This is a genomic window from Dickeya oryzae (genome assembly GCF_020406815.2).
Lineage (GTDB): Bacteria > Pseudomonadota > Gammaproteobacteria > Enterobacterales > Enterobacteriaceae > Dickeya > Dickeya oryzae.
The window spans coordinates 106,428-124,917 of sequence record NZ_CP162670.1 but is presented as its reverse complement, the minus strand read 5'-3'; the positions used below and the strand labels follow the sequence as shown (position 1 = coordinate 124,917).

Annotated in this window: 18 protein-coding genes; 9 read left to right on the top strand and 9 right to left on the bottom strand. The window is 53.4% G+C overall.

The window, feature by feature from the left end; translation table 11 throughout:
- Positions 1 to 38 precede the first annotated feature (38 nt).
- The 8 genes from LF929_RS00540 (at position 39) to LF929_RS00505 (ending at position 7,124) form a co-directional block, all read left to right on the top strand.
- Positions 39 to 470 carry a VOC family protein gene (locus LF929_RS00540; protein ID WP_038902949.1) on the top strand — a complete coding sequence of 144 codons (432 nt, stop codon included), beginning with the start codon at positions 39 to 41 and terminating at the stop codon, positions 468 to 470.
- A complete protein-coding gene (locus LF929_RS00535; protein ID WP_226093363.1) occupies positions 467 to 1,600 on the top strand; it encodes an acyl-CoA dehydrogenase family protein in 1,134 nt (377 codons plus the stop codon). Before LF929_RS00540 ends, LF929_RS00535 begins: the two co-directional genes overlap by 4 nt.
- A gap of 1 nt (position 1,601) precedes the next feature.
- Positions 1,602 to 2,114 (top strand): hypothetical protein, encoded by a 513-nt coding sequence (locus LF929_RS00530; RefSeq protein ID WP_226093364.1) that lies wholly within the window; start codon positions 1,602 to 1,604, stop codon positions 2,112 to 2,114.
- A 93-nt stretch (positions 2,115 to 2,207) separates the two neighbouring features.
- Entirely contained in the window at positions 2,208 to 3,131 is a 924-nt protein-coding gene (locus tag LF929_RS00525; protein WP_226093365.1) for a 3-oxoacyl-[acyl-carrier-protein] synthase III C-terminal domain-containing protein, read from the top strand.
- A 100-nt stretch (positions 3,132 to 3,231) separates the two neighbouring features.
- Positions 3,232 to 4,368: an acyl-CoA dehydrogenase family protein gene (locus LF929_RS00520; protein WP_210175088.1), complete on the top strand. Its 1,137-nt coding sequence runs from the start codon at positions 3,232 to 3,234 to the stop codon at positions 4,366 to 4,368.
- Entirely contained in the window at positions 4,352 to 5,209 is an 858-nt protein-coding gene (locus LF929_RS00515) for a hypothetical protein (RefSeq protein ID WP_226093366.1), read from the top strand. The genes LF929_RS00520 and LF929_RS00515 overlap by 17 nt, the downstream gene beginning before the upstream one ends.
- The gene (locus LF929_RS00510; protein WP_226093367.1) at positions 5,209 to 6,147 is read left to right on the top strand and encodes a 3-oxoacyl-ACP synthase; all 939 of its coding nucleotides are present in this window, start codon (positions 5,209 to 5,211) and stop codon (positions 6,145 to 6,147) included. The genes LF929_RS00515 and LF929_RS00510 overlap by 1 nt, the downstream gene beginning before the upstream one ends.
- Before the next feature lie 314 nt (positions 6,148 to 6,461).
- A complete protein-coding gene (locus LF929_RS00505; protein WP_038906666.1) occupies positions 6,462 to 7,124 on the top strand; it encodes a DUF2807 domain-containing protein in 663 nt (220 codons plus the stop codon).
- An 82-nt stretch (positions 7,125 to 7,206) separates the two neighbouring features.
- Here the strand turns inward: LF929_RS00505 and LF929_RS00500 are convergent, their stop codons facing one another.
- From LF929_RS00500 to LF929_RS00480, 5 genes are all read right to left on the bottom strand, one after another.
- On the bottom strand, positions 7,207 to 7,974 hold the full coding sequence (locus tag LF929_RS00500) for a 4'-phosphopantetheinyl transferase superfamily protein (RefSeq protein WP_226093368.1): 768 nt from the start codon (positions 7,972 to 7,974) through the stop codon (positions 7,207 to 7,209).
- Positions 7,943 to 9,262: a two-component system sensor histidine kinase VfmI gene (gene vfmI, locus LF929_RS00495; protein ID WP_038902941.1), complete on the bottom strand. Its 1,320-nt coding sequence runs from the start codon at positions 9,260 to 9,262 to the stop codon at positions 7,943 to 7,945. The genes LF929_RS00500 and vfmI overlap by 32 nt, the downstream gene beginning before the upstream one ends.
- Positions 9,255 to 10,655, bottom strand: coding sequence for a two-component system response regulator VfmH (vfmH, locus tag LF929_RS00490; RefSeq protein WP_038906664.1), 1,401 nt, complete (start codon positions 10,653 to 10,655; stop codon positions 9,255 to 9,257). Before vfmH ends, vfmI begins: the two co-directional genes overlap by 8 nt.
- A 199-nt stretch (positions 10,656 to 10,854) precedes the next feature.
- Positions 10,855 to 13,290, bottom strand: a complete 2,436-nt coding sequence (locus LF929_RS00485) for an ADOP family duplicated permease (protein WP_210176819.1) — start codon at positions 13,288 to 13,290, stop codon at positions 10,855 to 10,857.
- Positions 13,291 to 13,294: 4 nt separating this feature from the next.
- The gene (locus LF929_RS00480; protein WP_019844156.1) at positions 13,295 to 14,002 is read right to left on the bottom strand and encodes an ABC transporter ATP-binding protein; all 708 of its coding nucleotides are present in this window, start codon (positions 14,000 to 14,002) and stop codon (positions 13,295 to 13,297) included.
- A 565-nt stretch (positions 14,003 to 14,567) separates the two neighbouring features.
- Here LF929_RS00480 and vfmE point away from each other — a divergent pair.
- Positions 14,568 to 15,131, top strand: coding sequence for an AraC family transcriptional regulator VfmE (vfmE, locus tag LF929_RS00475; RefSeq protein ID WP_012882841.1), 564 nt, complete (start codon positions 14,568 to 14,570; stop codon positions 15,129 to 15,131).
- Positions 15,132 to 15,225: 94 nt separating this feature from the next.
- Here vfmE and LF929_RS00470 read toward each other — a convergent pair whose 3' ends face one another.
- From LF929_RS00470 to LF929_RS00455, 4 genes are read right to left on the bottom strand one after another with little or no spacing between them, the layout of a single operon-like run.
- Positions 15,226 to 16,257, bottom strand: coding sequence for an alpha/beta hydrolase (locus LF929_RS00470; protein ID WP_226093369.1), 1,032 nt, complete (start codon positions 16,255 to 16,257; stop codon positions 15,226 to 15,228).
- Positions 16,244 to 17,599, bottom strand: coding sequence for an MATE family efflux transporter (locus tag LF929_RS00465; RefSeq protein ID WP_226093370.1), 1,356 nt, complete (start codon positions 17,597 to 17,599; stop codon positions 16,244 to 16,246). The genes LF929_RS00470 and LF929_RS00465 overlap by 14 nt, the downstream gene beginning before the upstream one ends.
- 22 nt (positions 17,600 to 17,621) lie before the next feature.
- On the bottom strand, positions 17,622 to 18,233 hold the full coding sequence (locus LF929_RS00460) for an acyl-CoA dehydrogenase family protein (protein WP_226093371.1): 612 nt from the start codon (positions 18,231 to 18,233) through the stop codon (positions 17,622 to 17,624).
- Positions 18,223 to 18,489 (bottom strand): acyl carrier protein, encoded by a 267-nt coding sequence (locus LF929_RS00455; RefSeq protein ID WP_023638599.1) that lies wholly within the window; start codon positions 18,487 to 18,489, stop codon positions 18,223 to 18,225. The genes LF929_RS00460 and LF929_RS00455 overlap by 11 nt, the downstream gene beginning before the upstream one ends.
- Position 18,490: the final 1 nt, after the last annotated feature.

The following is an 18,490-nucleotide window of genomic DNA, read 5'->3' as shown; positions in this document are numbered from 1 at the left end:
GGTAGTCTGTTACAAACGGCATTGATGGGAGAAAAGTCATGAAATTCAGCCATCTTGGATATATCGTCAAAGATAGTGATGCGACTATCGCTGCGATGGCAACTTTTTTCCCCCAGATCACGGTGTATCGCAAGAAAGTCAGCGCCCAGCAGATTTACGTTACCTTCATGAATACCACCCGTCAGGATATGCAGATAGAACTGGTGGAACCGCTGCCGGAAAACCGGCTGTTAAGCGGCATGCTGGACAAAGAACGCAAAGATTGCCTGCCGTACCATATTTGCTTTGAAGTCGATGACTTCAACCAGAAATACCAGCAGTTACGTGCAGATGGCTGGCTGGCGCTGACGCGTCCATTCCATGCCTACCCACAAGGACCGCTGGCCAGTCATCTGTACAAACCGGAGGCAGGCATCATGGAGATCATGTCCGGCAGTACCAGCCTGATCGCGCAAGGAGAAACCGCGTGAATGATTACGCTCGCTTCCTTTTGCCCTTAAAGCGTCTGATTGAAGACACCGTGTCTGAAGGACGCCACCTTGGCGGGCAAATCGACGTTGCCCCAGAGAAAGCGCGCCTGACGGCGCAGTACTCACTGGCTCCCATGCTCAATACACTGGGTGTCCCCGCGGATTACCAGCCAACGAGCTGGCTAGAGGAACAGGGCGACGCCCTGCGGGTATTGCCGTTACCTTTGCGCTGCGAGGCCTATGAGTCGTTCGGTTATATCGACCCTAACCTGCTATTCGCAGCACCTGGCCCCGGTATGGCGGCGTTGGTCGTCGATAATATGGGCGACCAGGCGCAGCGAGATGCGTTCTTCTCCCAGTTTAATCGCGAACTGACCTGGAGCTGTTTTGCCATGACCGAACCGGAAGTTGGCAGCGACGCACAACAAATCCAGACCAGCGCCGTCAAGGTGGATGGCGGCTGGCTGATAAACGGCGAGAAGTATCTGATTGGTAACGGTGTCATCGCCGATACCGGCGTATTGTTCGCCCGTACCGCATCCGGTCCGCTTGGCATTAATGTCTTCACGTTTTCACCACGTCATCAGGATGGCGTGTTCGCCGAACGCATCCCCATCAACGGTATACCCGGCTGCAACGTATCGCATCTGAGGCTTCGTGATGTGTTCGTACCGGACAGTGCATTGCTGGGACAACACCTGAAACCGACCGAGCGTTTTGCCCGTTCCGCGATGGTAACGTTCGACTCATTACGCCCTTGTGTCGGTGCTATTGCGCTGGGTGTCGCCCGTTCCGTACTTGATCTCACCTTGCAACAGCGTTGGTCTACGCCACGTGCTGCCTGGTTACTGAAAGCCCGGCGTCAGTTGCAGGCCGCGATGGCGCAGGTACGCATGGTCTGTGAGCGTTTTGAGCAAGGCGAAAACTGTGGGCGCGACGCCGGGCTTGCCAAAATTACCGCCACCCGGGTGGCCGAGCACGTGGTGATGGCCGCGATTCATCATGCGCCACCAGCCGCGCTGGGCGAGTATCCTCGTCTGGCAAAAGCCTGGCGCGATGTGAAAGCCTTTGAATATACCGAAGGTACCACGTTCATCCACCTGATTAATCACGGTTATCGGGGGGCATAGTGTGGAGTCTCCCGTTATCTCCCCCATCAACCACGCGATAGCACAGGAAGCCGGAAGTCTGACGGTGGAGACGCGCGCCACACCGCTTAGCGCTGAACAACATGCCTTGTTGTTACCCTGGTTTGCCCTGAATGACGCCAACCCTGACATGCCCTGGTTTCTGCATGAGCCGGTTCACCGTGATGAATCCGGCCTGCACGCCGCCGAGGTGATCGCACTCTGCCGCCATTTTTGTGCCCACCATGCCAACAGCGTCCTGCTCTATGAGTATCATGGCGTGCCGCCCCAGTTTCGCACACCACTGTTGCAAAGCCTGCTTTATGCAGCACCGGGCTTTCATCGCAGTCTGGGGATCAAAGCTCAGGGGCGGACACTGGCCGAGCGTGACCTCGCCTGCACATTGCTGGATCATGATGGCACCGTACTCTACCTGAGCGATCCGTTGCGTCGTGTCAGCCCATGCGCTGACGCGCAACCGGTCACCTATCGCTACTGCCGGTTTTACCCGCACTAACGTTATCAGCCGCTATCATGATAATTCCCGTTACCACGACACCAGACTCGCTGATCACGTTTCTCTTCCTTGCCCACTGTCAGGAGCGCACTTGTGTTGGGACACATTGAAGCGATAGAAATCGCATTCCCCCCCGACATTCAGTCGCTGGACGATGTCGCACAGGAAGTCGGCCTGAGTCGGCTTGATATCCGCATGTTTGACCGCTTTTACGGACTGCGCCGTTTTCATGGTGGCCCCGGCACGCTGGACGATCTGCTCACACCGGTTGTCGACCAGATACAACATAACCAACCGCAGGCGTTCGCCGCCATCAGCCATGTTGTGCACTGTCATACCGTTCCCTGTGTACGGGTGTTCGACACCGCCAGCCTGACCCCTTCATGGCTGAAGCGCTTCCCACGCCAGACCGAGTTTGCCAGCCTGACCATGGGCCACTGCGCGACCCCACTAACGGCGGCAGAATGGTTACTCAAACAGCTCTCGCCTGGTGCGTTTGGTTTGATGCTGATCGGCGAGAAAGCGTTTCACCCCAGGGTCAAACTGATCAAAGACACGACGCTGATGGGTGAAGCCGCCTGTGCAGTATTACTGACCCGTAACGGTAACGGACCAGCCATCCTCAGCCGCTACACTGGGCAGGATGGCCGCTTCAGTATCCAGCAAGGCGCTGATGAACATGAAACATCAGACTTTGGGCAACATTATGTCGATTTTACCCGCCAGCACCTGCAGGCGGCACTCGACAAGGCTGGGATCACCATGGACCGTGTCGACTGGATAGCGCCACATAACGTCAACCTGGCGTCATGGCATCGTCTGGCGCAATTAATGCATTTTCCACGGGAAAAAATCTTTCTGGAAAATGTCCCGCGATATGGTCACTGCTTTGGCGCGGATCCGTTTATTAATTTGCACCAGTTGCAGCAACAGCAACGTCTGCACAAAGGCGATGCCGTATTGCTGGTCAGCGTCGGGTTGGGTGCCACCTACTCCTCGCTACTGATTGAAATTTGACCTAATTGCAATACCGGACAATACAACGCCGTTATTCCCGATAAGGTACAGAGTTATCGTGCGAATGGTATGTTTTGCGACTCGACTAACAGGACAGCTCATGAAAGCGCTTACGTTCAATAATGTATTAAAAGAATTGGATGCACTGGGCGAAAAATTACGGCACGCCGCCAGTCAGGTAGAATCCGATCGTCAGCAGGCACTGTCCTGTCTTGAGGATGAACTGCTTTATACCATCGCCTATATCGGCATCCCATCCGAGTTTATTCCCTTTCGACAGTGGGACTATCAGGCCTGCCACTACAGCGATCACATCGATATGCTGGAATACCTGAGCCGCTTTGATGCCAGCGGTTTGATGATGTTGCCTGGGGCTTCATTGTCAGCGCGAGCGGTGACGACTCTCGGTACGCCGGAGCAACAGGCGTTCTTCTTTTCCCGCTTTAATAAACCGCCCTGCTGGGCGTTTTTTGCCGTTACCGAGCCAGATGTCGGCTCCGATACACAATCGATCGCCTCGCAACTGACGCCGACAGAAAACGGTTATCTACTGAATGCCCGTAAGAAATTTATCGGTGGTGCGCAGCTGGCGTCCGTCGGGCTGGTTTTCGCCCGTGAAGATAACCGCCAACTGCTGGTCATGGTCGAGCCGGAACAGGCTGCGCCCCATATGACCATCACGCCGCTGCAACAGTTCGGATTACAGGGCTCCAATCTGACAGAACTCGAGATTAACGGACTCGCCGTGACGCCGGACCGCATTCTGGGTCACGACCGCAAAGGGCTCAATCAAGGGTTGGCCGCACTCGGACAAGTGTTTGAACGCCACCGCCCGATGGTCAGCGCAATGGCACTCGGCACCGCCTATGGATTGCTGCAGGTGCTGGATAACACCCCTTTAACGGCCGACCAACAGCGCTGGCACGCCCAGCAGTGGCGGACTTACCACCTGCTGCGTCGGCAATTGTCGGACATTGCCGTGCGCTACCAGTCAGGTCAGTCGCACTATCACACCACCAGCCAGCTCAAACGACACTGCACGCTGTTCGTGGAAACGGTTGCACACCGTATGCCACACCTGTTGAGCGAACAAGCCTGGCTGGAAGACACGCCGTTACGCCGTCGTTGTCGTGATGCCTTGGCATTTGAATACATGGAAGGCACCGCCAATATTCACCTGATGAACAGTTTCCGCTGCTATACCGCCAGGGGAGGCGTCTGTGCCCACGTATCTTGACCCACGGTCAATACTGCACCGCAGCTTTACGGCACCCATCAGTATGCCGCGACAGGCGATAAGCCCGGCGCAGGAGTACTATTGGCACAGCTATGCCTCCCGGTTTTTCGCCAGCAACGGCCTTGACTGGCATGAACGGCTGGTCAATTTGCAACACCGTAGCCAGACCAGCGACATGACCGCGTTTATCAGTATGATCAACCAGTTGCTGCCGGTTTACCGGGCCAGAAACGATCTATCGCATATTGATAGCGTGCTGATGGCACACTGGACGCCGGACCTGCACCTTGGCAGTTCGGTGATTAACTATGTTATTGAGTCGCTAGGATTACCGGCTTGTCTGGCACTGACTATCAGCGATCGCGGACCGGATGCGGCGCTGTTTGCACTCTCCAGCATTGCCAACTGTCAGCGTGAAGATAACCACGACTCGCTGTTGTTGGTAGCCGACCAAAGCAGCCTGCCATACCATTCTGATTTGCTCGACTCGATCGCCCCGGAAAATAACGCCTGCCTGTTTTCCGTCTGTTGTCATGAGCGCGCGCTGCATTATCGGGGCTTCTGTCGTCACCCCCAGCCCACAGCGCAAACATTACCGCAAACCGTCACGGCCTTATGCCAGCGTTTTGATCTACAGCGCAACCGCTTATGCGTGGTGGCAGAGCCGCTATTGCTGGCGACCTTACCGCCATCCATGAACGGCATCGCCACCAATCCGCATTTGGTCTGTGCGGCACCGTTTGTCGCGTTGGCGGAAAATTACCAGCCAGGCTGCGATTATCTGCTGTTGGTTCACTATCAGAACATGCTCAGCGCTGTCGCTCTGCAAGGATTGGAATAGTGCGTCTGACCCATTTTGTTACCTGGATACCAGAGCGTCGGCTCAGTGCCAGCGACATCATCCAGGCAGCGGGTGCCAGCGCATCGGAAGCCCGGGTCTTCTCGCAGTTGTTCGGCTTCCGACACGTCGCCGCTCTCGATAATGACATACCGCTGGCGTCGGTATTCCATCGGCTGATCAGTGAATTACAACACCAGTCTGCACACCCCGAACGCCCGGCTGATGTGCTGATTTACGCGCACGGCATGCCGGTTCAGTCGCCAGAACAATCCCACTGGCTGGCGCAGCTTGGTCGTGAACACCCGTTTATTCATGCACATGCGCCTTGCTACGAACTGGACCAGCAAAACTGCGCGACGCTATTCTGGGCACTGGATCTGGCACAACGGCTGTTATCGCAACAACGAGCAGAGCGGGTGGTGATTATTGCTGGCGATACCCTATCAGCATTAGCCACTGAGGAGCGCTACTTTCCCGGCTGTACGCTCGCAGGCGATGCCTTTGCAGCCTTGCTACTGGAAAATCAGCCATCGGGTCTTCAAATCGGTCCAGTTTATCTTGGGCAACGACCAGAGTTTCATGAAGGGATCCACGGCAGTGAACAGGCCAGAAAAGCGTTTTTCCAGGCTCACGATGAACTGGTTCTCGACGCACTACAACCAATCACTTCCGGTAGTTCGGAGCCTTTTCATCTGCTCCCCCACAACATCAATCGATTAAGCTGGCTCAATTATTCCCGTCGTCACCACCACCCGCTGGAAAATATCGCACTGGGCCTCATGCCGGATATCGGCCATTGCTACACCACCGACCCGCTGTTGTTATTGGATGCGGCGCTGCCCGCCATCCGTTGCGGTAAACCGCATGTCATGCTATCCGTCGGTCTGGGAGCCTGGATCGGCAGTTGTCGGATAATCTATACCAGCGCGCCGGTTTAATGCCTTGCGATTTAGCCCGGTGCTATTAGCCGGGTTTTAGCCGGATGGCTTAGAACAACATTTAATCCTATTTATTAGGGAAACTCTCAATCTCAGACAACAATGGATAATTCTGCTATGCATAATAGCAATCAGGGAAAGCTTTCGTTGGCTTGCCAACGATAAGAGACAAGGACGTAACTGCCCCGCACCGCCCGGTACCAGGGATGCATCATCGGGCGGATTGGCCAGACAAGGATTGGCTGGCCGCGGGTTCCCTCCTGATAAGGATATCAGGCTGGCAGATAAGGATAGCGACGGAAAAGGAGAGAGGAATGAAAGCGCTGCTTTGTTCCGCGTTGGTACTGCTGCCATTGACGGTGGCCTGTTCACCAACGAATCAGCAAAATGTGGATGTGCCCTCCTTTACGACATTGGATGTCAGCCGTGGCCTGAATGTCACACTGGTTTGCGGTAATGGATACCGCGTGGAGACCAGCGCCAGACAGGATGTTCTGGAAAAGCTGGTCATCCGCCCCCAGGGTCAGAGTTTAGTCATAGAAAACCACGCCAGCGATGACAGCATTCTGCGTGATCATGACGCGACCGTCAGGATAACGGTCAGCGCGCCGATCACGGTTGTTAAAGCGCAGGCTGGTGTCACGATGTCCATTCCCGCCTGTGCGGTTTCACCCGATGCCTTCGCGGTCAACGGGAGTATGGGAACAGCGGTCAACGTTGCGGGGACAACGCGTCGGCTCGACCTGTCGCTGGCGATGGGAGCCTCGTTTAACGCTCATGAAAAAGCATCCCATGAAAAGGCATTTTCAGCCCAGGAAGCTGTCGTGAATATCGCGATGGGTGTTGATGCTCGGTTATGCCACGTACGGCAGTTAAGCGGCACTATCACGACAGGAGCCAGAGTCCGGGTCGCGCCAGACACACGGGTTCAGACCAACAACGGTATCGCGGGTCTGGTCGAGCATGATGGTTGCTAGCTACTGAGGTAACCGACAGCATCTCACTGTGCCTGTGACTGTGCCTGCACGCATCCAGTGCTCAGTTCACCTTGTAGCCCTGCTATCTTGTGGTCGCTTCATCTTGTGGTGTTTCATCCTGTACTGTTTCATCCTGTAAGAGCAATAAGCGCCACGTATCTGCGTCGGTCGATGCGTTGGGTAACAGGCAACAGCTTAGCGCAACCGCCGGTTCCCCTTCGACCCATTCCTCACTCAATCGGCACGTGACCACACTTCCGGAATCGACCACCTGGAGTGCGCCCTGATGGTCAGTCAGGCAGCTAAATGATTCCAGCGACTTGTGTAACCCCATCCCCAGCGCTTTGATATAGGCTTCTTTACGGCTCCACAAACGGGTAAACGCCGACAAAAATTGCATGTCATCAAGCGACTCCAGCCAGCGGATTTCATCGGGGTGAAAAAAGCGTTTCGCGACTGCCCGTTTGCGGTCCACCTGTCCCTGACAACGTTCGACATCCACCCCGACCTGACTGTAACGCGCAAAAGCAAACGCAAAGGCGCTATGGGTATGGGATAGATTGAACTGAATAGCCGGGTACTGTGGTAAGAACGGTTTGCCATACTGGTTGCGCGCAAAACACAGTGCAGAAGCATCCTGCTGGCATAATGGCGCCAGCAAAAGACGCAGTATGCCTTCTGCCAGTTGACGCGATGTTAACGGCGCATCAGTCGCGAGACCGCAGGCCTGACGCGCTTGCATCACGATCATCGGGTTCGGTTCTCGCGCACGCGATACCACCACACAATGGGGGTACGGCCATGTTCTTGCCGTCAGGTCATCCCAATGGCAGGAAGATATTGACGACACAGCCTTCTGCATCCTTACGGTTCTCCAACGTCAGGTGTCCGTCATGCCCTTCAACAATCTGCCGACACAAAATCAGACCAATGCCGCTGCCATGCGTCTTGGTGGTATAAAACGGTACGAACAGGTTTTCGATATTCGCCACCCCTTTGCCCTGATCGATAATCTCGATGTGCAACTGTCGGGCGACCGCTTTCCAGCGCAGTACAATTTCTCCCTGCCCCGGCGGCATCGCCTCATCGGCATTTTTTAACAGGTTGATGAACATCTGCTGCATTTGGTTGGCATCAACCATCACCTGCTGCGGTGCTTCACCGGCAAAAACCAGCTTACGCTGGGGGAACAGCATCGTCATTTGCATCATTAACCCGGCGATATCACACGGCTGCTTGTTCGCCGGTGGCAGGCGATTTAACTGACGATAACTGCCAACAAACGTGATCAATTCGCGGGCACGATTGTTGATGATCTCCATCCCATTGACCAGATCCGGCGCTGACGGGTGCGAGTTATCCTTACGGAATACCTGTAACAACGTCTGACTGATGGAGGCGATCGGCGTCAGCGAGTTATTAATCTCATGGCTAATCACCCGCAACAGGTTCTGCCAGGTTTTCTGCTCTTCGTTACGCAGCAGTTTGCTCACGTCACTGATAAATAGCAGGTGGTTTTGTCGGCCATCCTCAATAAAGGAATCGTGGCGAATCTGGAACATGCCGCGAGTACCAGGAAAACGCCAGTCAACAGGCTCGGCATCGGATGGTTGCTGCAACAACCCCTCCAGACCGAACTCCGCCGCAGGTTGCCCAACCAATAACGACAACGGTTTGTTGATCAACGCCGCCGCCGCGTCGTTGCACCAGATGATGCGGCGCTCGGCATCCAGCGCAAAGACGCTGATGTTGATATTGGAGATCACCTTATGCAGCACATAGTAGGTTTCTTTTTGCTGCTGACGGCTGCGCGCCATTGCACCAGAGAGCTGGTTAATCTGGCGGATCAGATTATCAAACCCTCCGTTCCCCTTGGTCACACCGCGCAGGCTGAAATTCTCCTGCTCCAGCGCTTCCAGCAGGTTAGACACAACATGAATTTTGCCATTCAGACGTTCGGAAAACGTAAAGCTGCTGTAGATCAGGCAAAGAAAAATAATAAATACCGTCAGTACTTTAAGATATACCGACTGATCGGGGAACACCCATAGCAGAAAATACCCCAGCAAACCCGCAATCGCTGCGACATTGAATGACAACAGGTGAGGAGGCTCAAAAGAGGAGTCGAGTTTACTCATGGTTAATTTTGTACTTTTCCAGTCGTCGGTAGAACGCACTGCGACTCAGCCCCAGCGAGCGGGCCGCCTTGATGGCATTGCCGTCAAATTTCGCCATACGCTGACATAGCAGACGTTCTTCAATATCGGCCAGCGTCGCATCGGAAGAGAACTCCGGCTCCGCTGTCACCATTTTTTGCGGCGCAGTGGGGAGTGACGGAAAAATATCGTCACTGTTTAGCCGTGACGATCCGCACAGCAGTACCGCCCGTTCCAGCAAATGACTCAGTTCACGGATATTTCCCGGCCAGTGGTATCCATATAACGCCGCCTGTCCGGACGAACTGAGTCCCGGCGCCGATTTATTGTATTTTCTGGCATATCGGTCAATGAAGTTCAACGCCAGTGGCATGATGTCTTGCTGCCGTTCCGCCAGTGACGGCACACGTAGCTCAATGGTATTGAGACGGTAATACAGATCCTGTCGGAACGTTCCTTCAACCACTCTGGCACCGAGGTCGGCGTTAGTCGCGGCAATGATCCGGCAGTTGGTCTTCAGTGTGCGGGATGACCCAACCCGTTCAAAGCACCGTTCCTCAAGAATACGTAACAACTTGCTTTGCTGGGTCAGCGGCAGGTTACCTACCTCATCCAGAAACAGTGTTCCTTTGTCCGCCAACTCAAAGCGCCCGACACGACTTTCCCGCGCATCGGTAAACGCGCCTTTCACATGGCCGAACATCTCGCTTTCGAACAGGTTCTCGTTGATACACCCCATGTTCACCGACACCATGTTCTCGTCACGGCGTGAAGACAGCTGATGAATCACCCGAGCCAGCAGGCTTTTGCCTGTACCGTTTTCGCCCAGAATCAGGATGTTGGTCTCGGTTGCGGCCACCTGCTCCACCACCCGCATTAACTGCTTCATTGGCGCGGATTCCACAACCCACTCGCCATTGAAATTGTCTTCCAGCTCCAGCTTGAGCAGTTTGTTTTCTTCTTTCAGCCGTTTACCAGAACGCTGGCTGAGGCTAAAAGAGATTTGCTGGCGAATAACATTCAACAGCCGCTCGTTGTCCCAGGGTTTCTGGATGAAATCGACCGCACCCGCCCGCATGGCGCTGACGGCAATATCGACACTTCCCCAGCCCGTCATCGCGACAACCGGCAGATACTCGTCATACCGCTTGATCTCTTCGAGCAATACCAGCCCTTCCTGCCCGGAAGTGGTATCACGCTGATAGTTCATATCCATCAGGATCAAATCGAAATCATGCTGGGATAGCTGAACAGGCACCTGCTCAACGGCAGAACACAGTGTGACCTGATACCCTTCCATGGACAGTAACATCTGCAAGCTGGCCAGAATATGTGCGTCGTCATCAACAATGAGGATATGTTGCTTATCCGCCATACGGGTCCTTATCACTCTGGTTCATACTGAAATTTACACTGACAGTCACCACCGCAGGCAACCCCTGCGGCGATGCCCTTACAGCATAATCGATCTGTGGTAACTATTAACGGCTCTGTTGCGGGAAACTGGAGTGCCAGCCGGTATCCTGCCACGAGCGCACATGCCGGTGCTACAGGCAGCATACCGCCTGCCCAGTTTATTCATAGCGTATCGCATCACCCGGTTTCATCATGATGACACGTCGGGATGGGATCCAGGTGGCAAGTGCGACAATGGTCATGATAAACAACGCGACACAAACGAATAGCAAAACAAAATTGCCTCGGCCATCACCTAAAGCGCGGTTAATTCCGGGTGCGGCTAATAAAGCCAAGGGCAACCCCAGAATCAAACCCAGAATGAGTTGGTTTGCCCCTTGTAACATCAGCATTCTAAGTAAATGGTTAGGTGTCGCCCCCAGTACCTGGCGAATGCCTATTTCCTGAGTTCGCTGACTGATTGCATTTTGCGTCACGGCATAAATGCCGCTAGATGACAGTACAATCGCAATAACCCCAAACAACATGAACAGGTTGGCAACGAATCTGACGCCGAGGGTATTCTTTTCAAGCATGTTATTTAGTGTTTGAGGGGGTGCCACCGGCATCATGCTGTCGACGTTATAGAGTGCGAGTTTAAGCCGCTCAGGCAGCATAGAAGGCCTGCCAGACTTGAGCATAATCGTCATGATCGGTGTGGGTCGTTGTAATAACGAGCGATACACGGTTGCACGGTTTTTAAACGCACTAAACGGCCGGCCATGCACAATATGCGTGGTCACACCAATAATGGTATACCAACCTGATTCCTCCTCATTTCTGAAGCGGATGCGCTTCCCTATCGCACTTTTTTCATCCGACCAATACTTTTTAGCCAGCGACTCGCTGATTACCGCAACAGGGGTGGACTTTTCATTATCTGCCGCTGAAAATTCCCGGCCATAAATCATTGTCGCGCCCATTCCAACCAGACTGCCGGGCATAACCTGCACATCATTCACCATCGGATCAGATTCATCGCTATTCTTCCCGTCCTCTCTGTTTTCAATAATGAGCTGATGAGCAGCGGTAAACTCCCCCGGCGCACTGGTAGTAATAGATTCGGCGGTAACATCTGGAATAGCCTGTAATTGCCTGGATAAGCTCAGGTAAAAATCACGTCTGCTTTGCGGCGTGGGATACACATCTTTATTAAGATTAAGACGGGATATCTGATAGCCATCAGTGGCAACCCCGTAGTCTGCATTTTTCGCCTTGGTCACTAAAATCAATAATAGAATGCTGATGCATAATATTGAGAAAGAAAGGGCTACTTCTATAATGACGAGCGAACGCCCAGCCTTACTGGTTCGATAGCCGGGAATACCGCGAGCGCCATCTCTCAATGCCTGAAAAAATTGCCCATTGGCAATCTTCCATGCAGGCAACGCCCCCGTAATAAATGCCGTCACGACAACCAGAACACTCGCATTAAAAATCATATTGGCATCAAGTGACAAATGCCACCAGGATGGAACACGATTAGGAACAAATCGGGGGAAGATGGTATTTGTCAGATCTAATCCCCAGGCAGCCAGTAATACCCCAACAATCCCTGCCAGGATACAGATGATCAGGCTTTCCCATAACATCTGCATAATCAAACGCATCATGGGTGAGCCTAACGCAACACGAACAGCGATCTCTCTTGTACGCTGGTGAGAGCGCGCTAAAAGCAGATTTCCCACATTACAACACGCTAACAATAGGACAAAAGCCACGGCGGATAGGGTTATTAAGAATACCTGCGCGGTATCATCTCCCATGAAGCTAACCTGAAAAGACAGGGCTATCGCCGATACGCCTTTATTGCTCTCTGGATATTTATCAGCCAGCCGCTTCATGACGGATGCAATTTCTTGATTGGCTTCATCCAGGGAATAGCGAGGGTTTACATGTGCATACACATAAACTTCAGGTGCCTGACTTCTCAGGGAAAATGATTGTTGCTCTATTTTTGATGGCAGCCAGAGATCGTGGAAAAATGGAAACTCGAAGCCTTTAGGCATAACGCCAACAATATGAGTGCGTATACCGTTTATCTGTACTGACTGGCTAAGAATATCATTCCTACCGTTAAAATAATTCTGCCACAGATCATAGCTAATCACCGTTACCGGTAATGCACCGGATAACATATCGTTTTCATTAAAAATACGCCCCATCAAGGGTGACACACCCGTATAACTGAACATCTGAGGTGTGCTAAGAATCCCTATATAACGGGCAGAGTTTTTTCCATCATTGAGATCTAAATACTCGGCGTAAAAATAGCCGATATCATTTATCTTGGTTAACTGATGGGAGAGCTCGGTATAGTCGAGAAAATTCAAGCCGGAGTCATCCAGACTGACCCCACCAACGTTCGGCGTCACCATCACCATACCTTCCCCTCTAGGGTACGGCAGCGTCTTGTACATGATGGTATTGATGACGGAATACATATAAAGCGCCAGCCCCAACCCGCAAGCCATAACGGTAATGGTCAGCACACTAAATCCCGGGCTTTTAAGCAGCAGGCGCAAGGCGTAACGGATATCAAACCAGAAATTCATCGTACTATACCGCCTGACGCAATTGTCCATTCTCACCATCTGCCACGACCTGGCCGTCAGACAGGACAATGGTACGCTGAGCGCGCATGGCTGAACGGGGGTCATGGGTGACAATGCAGATGGTCGCGCCGTCCCGATGCAATTCATCCAGAATATTCATCACCGCCTCGGCATTGGCGGAATCCAGGTTGCCGGTGGGCTCATCCGCCAGCAGCAGTGACGGTTTGCCAACAATCGCCCGCGCTACGGCAACCCGCTGTTGCTGACCACCGGAGAGTTGCGAGGGATAATGCCGCACCCGATGCGACATGTTGACTTTCTCCAGTGCCTGAATCACCCGCGCTTTCTGTTCCGCACGCGACAAGTCATTACGGTAAGTGAGCGGCAACGCGACGTTTTCCGCGATGGTCAAATCGCTTATCAGATTAAATGACTGAAAAATGAAGCCAATTTCACGATTGCGCAGTCGGGCCATTTCCCGGCGGCTGATGCGTTCAACATCAGTCCCATTCAACCGGTACTGCCCCTCTGTGGGCGTATCCAACAATCCCATGATGGACAGCAGTGTCGATTTCCCGCAGCCGGACGGCCCCGCGATGGAGACGTACTCTCCCGAGTGAATAGAAAGGTTTATCTTGCTAAGGGCATGCGTTTCAATTTCATCGGTAAGAAAAATTTTATGCACATTATCAAGTTGAACCAGCACCGTCATGGGAAATCCTCAGTGTATAAATAGAGTCAGCCTTCCTGAGACCGAGGGTATCTTACAGGCTGTCGACCACTCACTTTTATCTCTGGTTTTAAAAATGCGTCCAAAATACACAGGTTATCCGCAAAACTGACTTCACCTTTTCTGAATTTAGCAGCACAAATCATACCAACTATTCCCCAGGCACCGTTCCCGAACGCCATTTCTATCCCGCTTTATCCCGGCAGGCAGGCGAACCACGGATATCTATCCACGGCTACCGGAGCCACTCTCTCGCCGTTGCCACACCCATACACCCGCTACACCACGGGCTCGCGTTGCCTATAGACCAATTGCGAGACGAAAAATCCCATGTTCGATACGTCATCGTCCCATTAATGGGATCAATTATAGGTAGGCGTAAGCATTTCCCTTTAAAAACAAGCAATAACAACATGGCACACAATTTGCCTTAGACAGATCGTACGTCTGACCAAGGGACAATAATCAACCACTGAATTCGCCGCTGTAAGGATTTTTGGATTTAGCTGGACCAGACACGGGGAATCTATTTTTTTGGGATGACACCATGAGCTTACAGAACACCTTTGCCCATACCGTAGATAACGATATTTTTAACAATAACCTGATTCAGGACATGTATCGTCGTCACCCTAACCTGCGCAAAACACTCGCAGCGAACAATAAAGCGACCAGCCTGGCGGGAATTATTGACTATATCATCGACAATATCGGCAACAATATTACGCTGGAAGATCTTGAAGCGGTCAGCGGTAAATCAAAATTCGATATCTGTCGTCTCTTCAACCAGGTGTATAACATTACGCCGATGCGCTGGATTTGGCGTGTCAGGCTGACACTGGCCAAAGAGATTATTCACATTTCGCCTAATTGGTCGCTCACCGATATTTGTTATGCATGCGGATTTTCCTCGCTGCCACACTTCTCGCGTTGCTTTACCAAGACGTACAACATTGCACCGCTGAAATACCGTAAAACCGTGTCGCTGGAGCGGGAAAACGATTCACCGCGCACCCTGCAAAACATGAGCTTCGACATCATTTTCGGCAAACAGCGTCATCTGTTTTCTCGCCATGTGCTGCTGGACAACATTCATAATCTCTGTAATTAACCCGAAGCCCGCCATGAGATGACGCATGGCGGGCCCGCGTTTTCACACCGGCAAAGCACGGGCTTCGATACCATCAATGCCGCGCGTTACCGCATTATGACGCGACGCGATCAATAAGTGGCTTTACCTGCGTGTCGGTTCCAGCATTCGCTTCCGCGAAAAATGCCAGAATACGCTGGTGTACCAGCGGGCTGCGTAAAATGCCCAAATGCCCCAGCCCGCGGGTGTAGAAAAGTTCGCTGTAGGCAAGTGCCTGATGAATAGCATCAGCCACATCAGGGCGAACCCGTGCGTCCTGCCAGTCATGACAAATCAGCGTCGGGCAATCCAGCGTGCGGTACAACGCGTCACCCACCCAGTCGGGATGAAAGCCAAAACGCTGCGCATAAATGGCTTTCATGGGGGCGGCCAGCGATGCCGATACCGATGCCCCCGCCAGAAACCTGTCGATCATGCTGCCAAAATTGTCCGGACTGGCCAGCAGCACCAGGCGCTGCGCCGCCAGCCCTTGTGCCAGTGCCAGGCTACACACCAAACCACCGCTGGAATGCCCAACCACCGCATAAAACGGCCCATAACGCCGCTCCATCTCAATGATCAGACTGGCCAGCTCATAATTGGACACCCGCTTTCCGTCAGACAACCCATGCGCCAGCAGATCCGGCATGATCACCGCGTATCCCTGTGCTTTTAGCGCCTCGCACAGCGGTCGGAACATGATGCCGCGCCCTTCCCAGCCGTGCACCAGCAGCACGGTTTTTGTCGGCGTCTCCATCGGGGGCGGTACCCAGCGAAACACATACACCGTCTGGTGCCGGAAACCGATTTTTTCCTGCAGAAAACCGGCCAGATACTCATGATCGACCTGTTTGTAGGCGATATAACGCGTCGTCTCAAACAAGCACAACAGATAGCGCGCCGCCAGGTGCAACGACAAGCGCTCCAGCAGCCATAAATCCGCCAGACGCAATGCACGACACAGGCGGACATAATGGGTTTCCGGCTTGATGTGCACTTTAAGCAGCAGAGACGGGCGGCGCTTTAGCCTCACCAGCACGCGGTAATAATTGTATTGCACCAACGTCGCCAGCCACATCAGCGGGTAGCACAGGTTATACAGCAGCATCCTGTTCTCCCAGCGCGCAAGCCAGCAACCGATACTCACGCAGGAACACCACCGCATACACCAGGCTAAACGCGACGATCAAACCGGCAATCGCCTGTATATCGCTAAAATAACGGTGAGCACCCAACGCCACCGCCACCATCAGCAACTCCAGCACCAGCGTGAACAGCAATACCCGTCGTCCCCTATCCACCTGCTCCAACAGCGTCTGTAATGCCGCCACCAGTGAGGTGAGAAAAAACGTCGGCAATAGCAACCACAACAGTATTTGACTGGATTGCCGAATGGCCTCGTCGTTGGAAAAACCGGCCAGAATGCCGTTGCGCGCCCAGCATACACCGAGGGTCAGCGCCAGATAGGCCAAAACAATCAGCCAGACACCATTATTCAGCAACGCTACCAACTGTGATGCCGGGTGGGTGTGGCGGCGCTGATTGAGCAAAATCGCAATCGCGGATCCAGTCGCCACCGCAGGAATGATGAAAAAAGCCCGCAGTTTTATCACGATCAGGAAGGCTGGCAGAAAACCCGCCCCCAGTGCCGCCACCAGCGGAAAGATAACCATTGAGCTAAAGAATACCACCAGCATGGAAAACCCGACCGGCAGCCCCGCATTCGCCAGCAACGCCAATAAACGCGGTGCAAACGCCCGCGGCCGATCATCCGGTACCGGTGTCGCCGCCTGACGCAACGACCACAGTGCCGCTGGCAGCAACACCAGTGCCGGCAGGCTATTGGCCAGTAATACCGACTCGAAACCAAGCTGGTAGACATGAAATCCCAGATAGCATCCCGCCGCGCTCAGCAGCACATAGCTGCACATCAGCGTCATGGCCGACACGGTGCGCCCCTGCCCACGCAACGCGGCGTTACACATCTCCAGCGCCAGAAATGGCATCATGGATAGCAGATACGCCGGTGCGGCGGTTCGCATCAACGCCATATCCGGGCTATTCATCCAGTCAGACAAGGGCAACGCCAACACACGGCATACCAGCGCCGCCAGTGCCGTCACCACTACGCCAAGCGCACCTAACAGCAACGTACTATGCCAGATGCGCTGTCGCGGCCAGTCATGGCGTGAGCGGGCACTGAACACCTGATTAGTGATAGCCAGACATTCCAGAATAGCGATAAACAGAAAGTTGAACGGCTGTAAAAAAGAGAGCGTCAGCAACGTCTGGCTTTCCGCGCCATTGCCCAAAATCGCAATCTGCATATTCTGAGACAACGACACCACCACCGCTGTCACCATCATCGGCCATGCTAACGCCACTATCTGCCGTATATCCCCGCTCGCAGCCGGGGCAGCTCTGGACATCACACGCGAGATCAGGCTCATGGTTCCCCACCCTCGTATCGTCTTAGGCCGCTGCCAGGCTGCTCGCCTTGCCATAAATGCTGTAAAGCATCATGGAGAAATAGGACAGACTATGGGTATTGCCTAACAGGAAACCGTGTCCACCCATCATCTTTTCCGCTTCATTATTAAGCTGGGTAATCTGGTAGTGGTCATCCTCCAGCCCAACGACGTCACCATCCCGCATGCGTTGATACTGCTGCTCCAACAACAGCGACGCCTTTCCCGCCACATCGGCAAAACTGGCTTTGATCAATTGATGGCGGGTCGTTTTAGCGCCAAAGCTGTAACGGCCGGATAAATGCTGCCAGCTCATGGTTTGTATGCGAGCCAGCACCCCCAGGCGGGCGGCGCAGACCAGTATCGGAAAACTGGCTGGCAGCACGATGGTCTGCGTACCACGCACCGCGTCCAGACCGAGATGGGTCAGCACCCGATCAAACAGGCGCTGAGACTGGCTCTCGTCAGGCAGGCTGCTGATGTCCTGAATCTGATATCGGATTGGATGAACGTATTGCGCCTCTTCTGACGGCGGCTGCAACAACACCGTCAGCGCATCGGATAACGGTTGCTCGCGAAAGGCCTCCCAGACCTGTTTTATGCGTTCAACTGACATGTCGCACCTCCGACAACACATTGGCATTCAGCCAGCCTATCAGGCTTCCTACCGTGGTGAAGGCATCCATATTGATTTGGTCAGGATCGAACAGCAGTCCGTCGATGCTATCTTCAAGCGTCAACAAAAATTGCACAAACATCACTGAGTCCAGATCGAGATCGTTATCAAAGTCCGTTTTTTCATTAATCTCGATGTCGTCATTCTCCATGACTTCACGTAACGCCTGTTGAATAGTGATTAATAGCGCAGACATG

What these genes read in the sequence shown, in the direction of transcription:
- LF929_RS00540 (WP_038902949.1), top strand. Translation starts at nt 39, where the DNA reads ATGAAATTCAGCCATCTTGGATATATCGTCAAAGATAGTGATGCGACT.
- LF929_RS00520 (WP_210175088.1), top strand. Translation starts at nt 3,232, where the DNA reads ATGAAAGCGCTTACGTTCAATAATGTATTAAAAGAATTGGATGCACTG.
- LF929_RS00505 (WP_038906666.1), top strand. Translation starts at nt 6,462, where the DNA reads ATGAAAGCGCTGCTTTGTTCCGCGTTGGTACTGCTGCCATTGACGGTG.
- vfmI (WP_038902941.1), bottom strand. Translation starts at nt 9,262, where the DNA reads ATGAGTAAACTCGACTCCTCTTTTGAGCCTCCTCACCTGTTGTCATTC.
- vfmH (WP_038906664.1), bottom strand. Translation starts at nt 10,655, where the DNA reads ATGGCGGATAAGCAACATATCCTCATTGTTGATGACGACGCACATATT.
- LF929_RS00485 (WP_210176819.1), bottom strand. Translation starts at nt 13,290, where the DNA reads ATGAATTTCTGGTTTGATATCCGTTACGCCTTGCGCCTGCTGCTTAAA.
- LF929_RS00480 (WP_019844156.1), bottom strand. Translation starts at nt 14,002, where the DNA reads ATGACGGTGCTGGTTCAACTTGATAATGTGCATAAAATTTTTCTTACC.
- vfmE (WP_012882841.1), top strand. Translation starts at nt 14,568, where the DNA reads ATGAGCTTACAGAACACCTTTGCCCATACCGTAGATAACGATATTTTT.
- LF929_RS00470 (WP_226093369.1), bottom strand. Translation starts at nt 16,257, where the DNA reads ATGCTGCTGTATAACCTGTGCTACCCGCTGATGTGGCTGGCGACGTTG.
- LF929_RS00465 (WP_226093370.1), bottom strand. Translation starts at nt 17,599, where the DNA reads ATGAGCCTGATCTCGCGTGTGATGTCCAGAGCTGCCCCGGCTGCGAGC.
- LF929_RS00460 (WP_226093371.1), bottom strand. Translation starts at nt 18,233, where the DNA reads ATGTCAGTTGAACGCATAAAACAGGTCTGGGAGGCCTTTCGCGAGCAA.
- LF929_RS00455 (WP_023638599.1), bottom strand. Translation starts at nt 18,489, where the DNA reads ATGTCTGCGCTATTAATCACTATTCAACAGGCGTTACGTGAAGTCATG.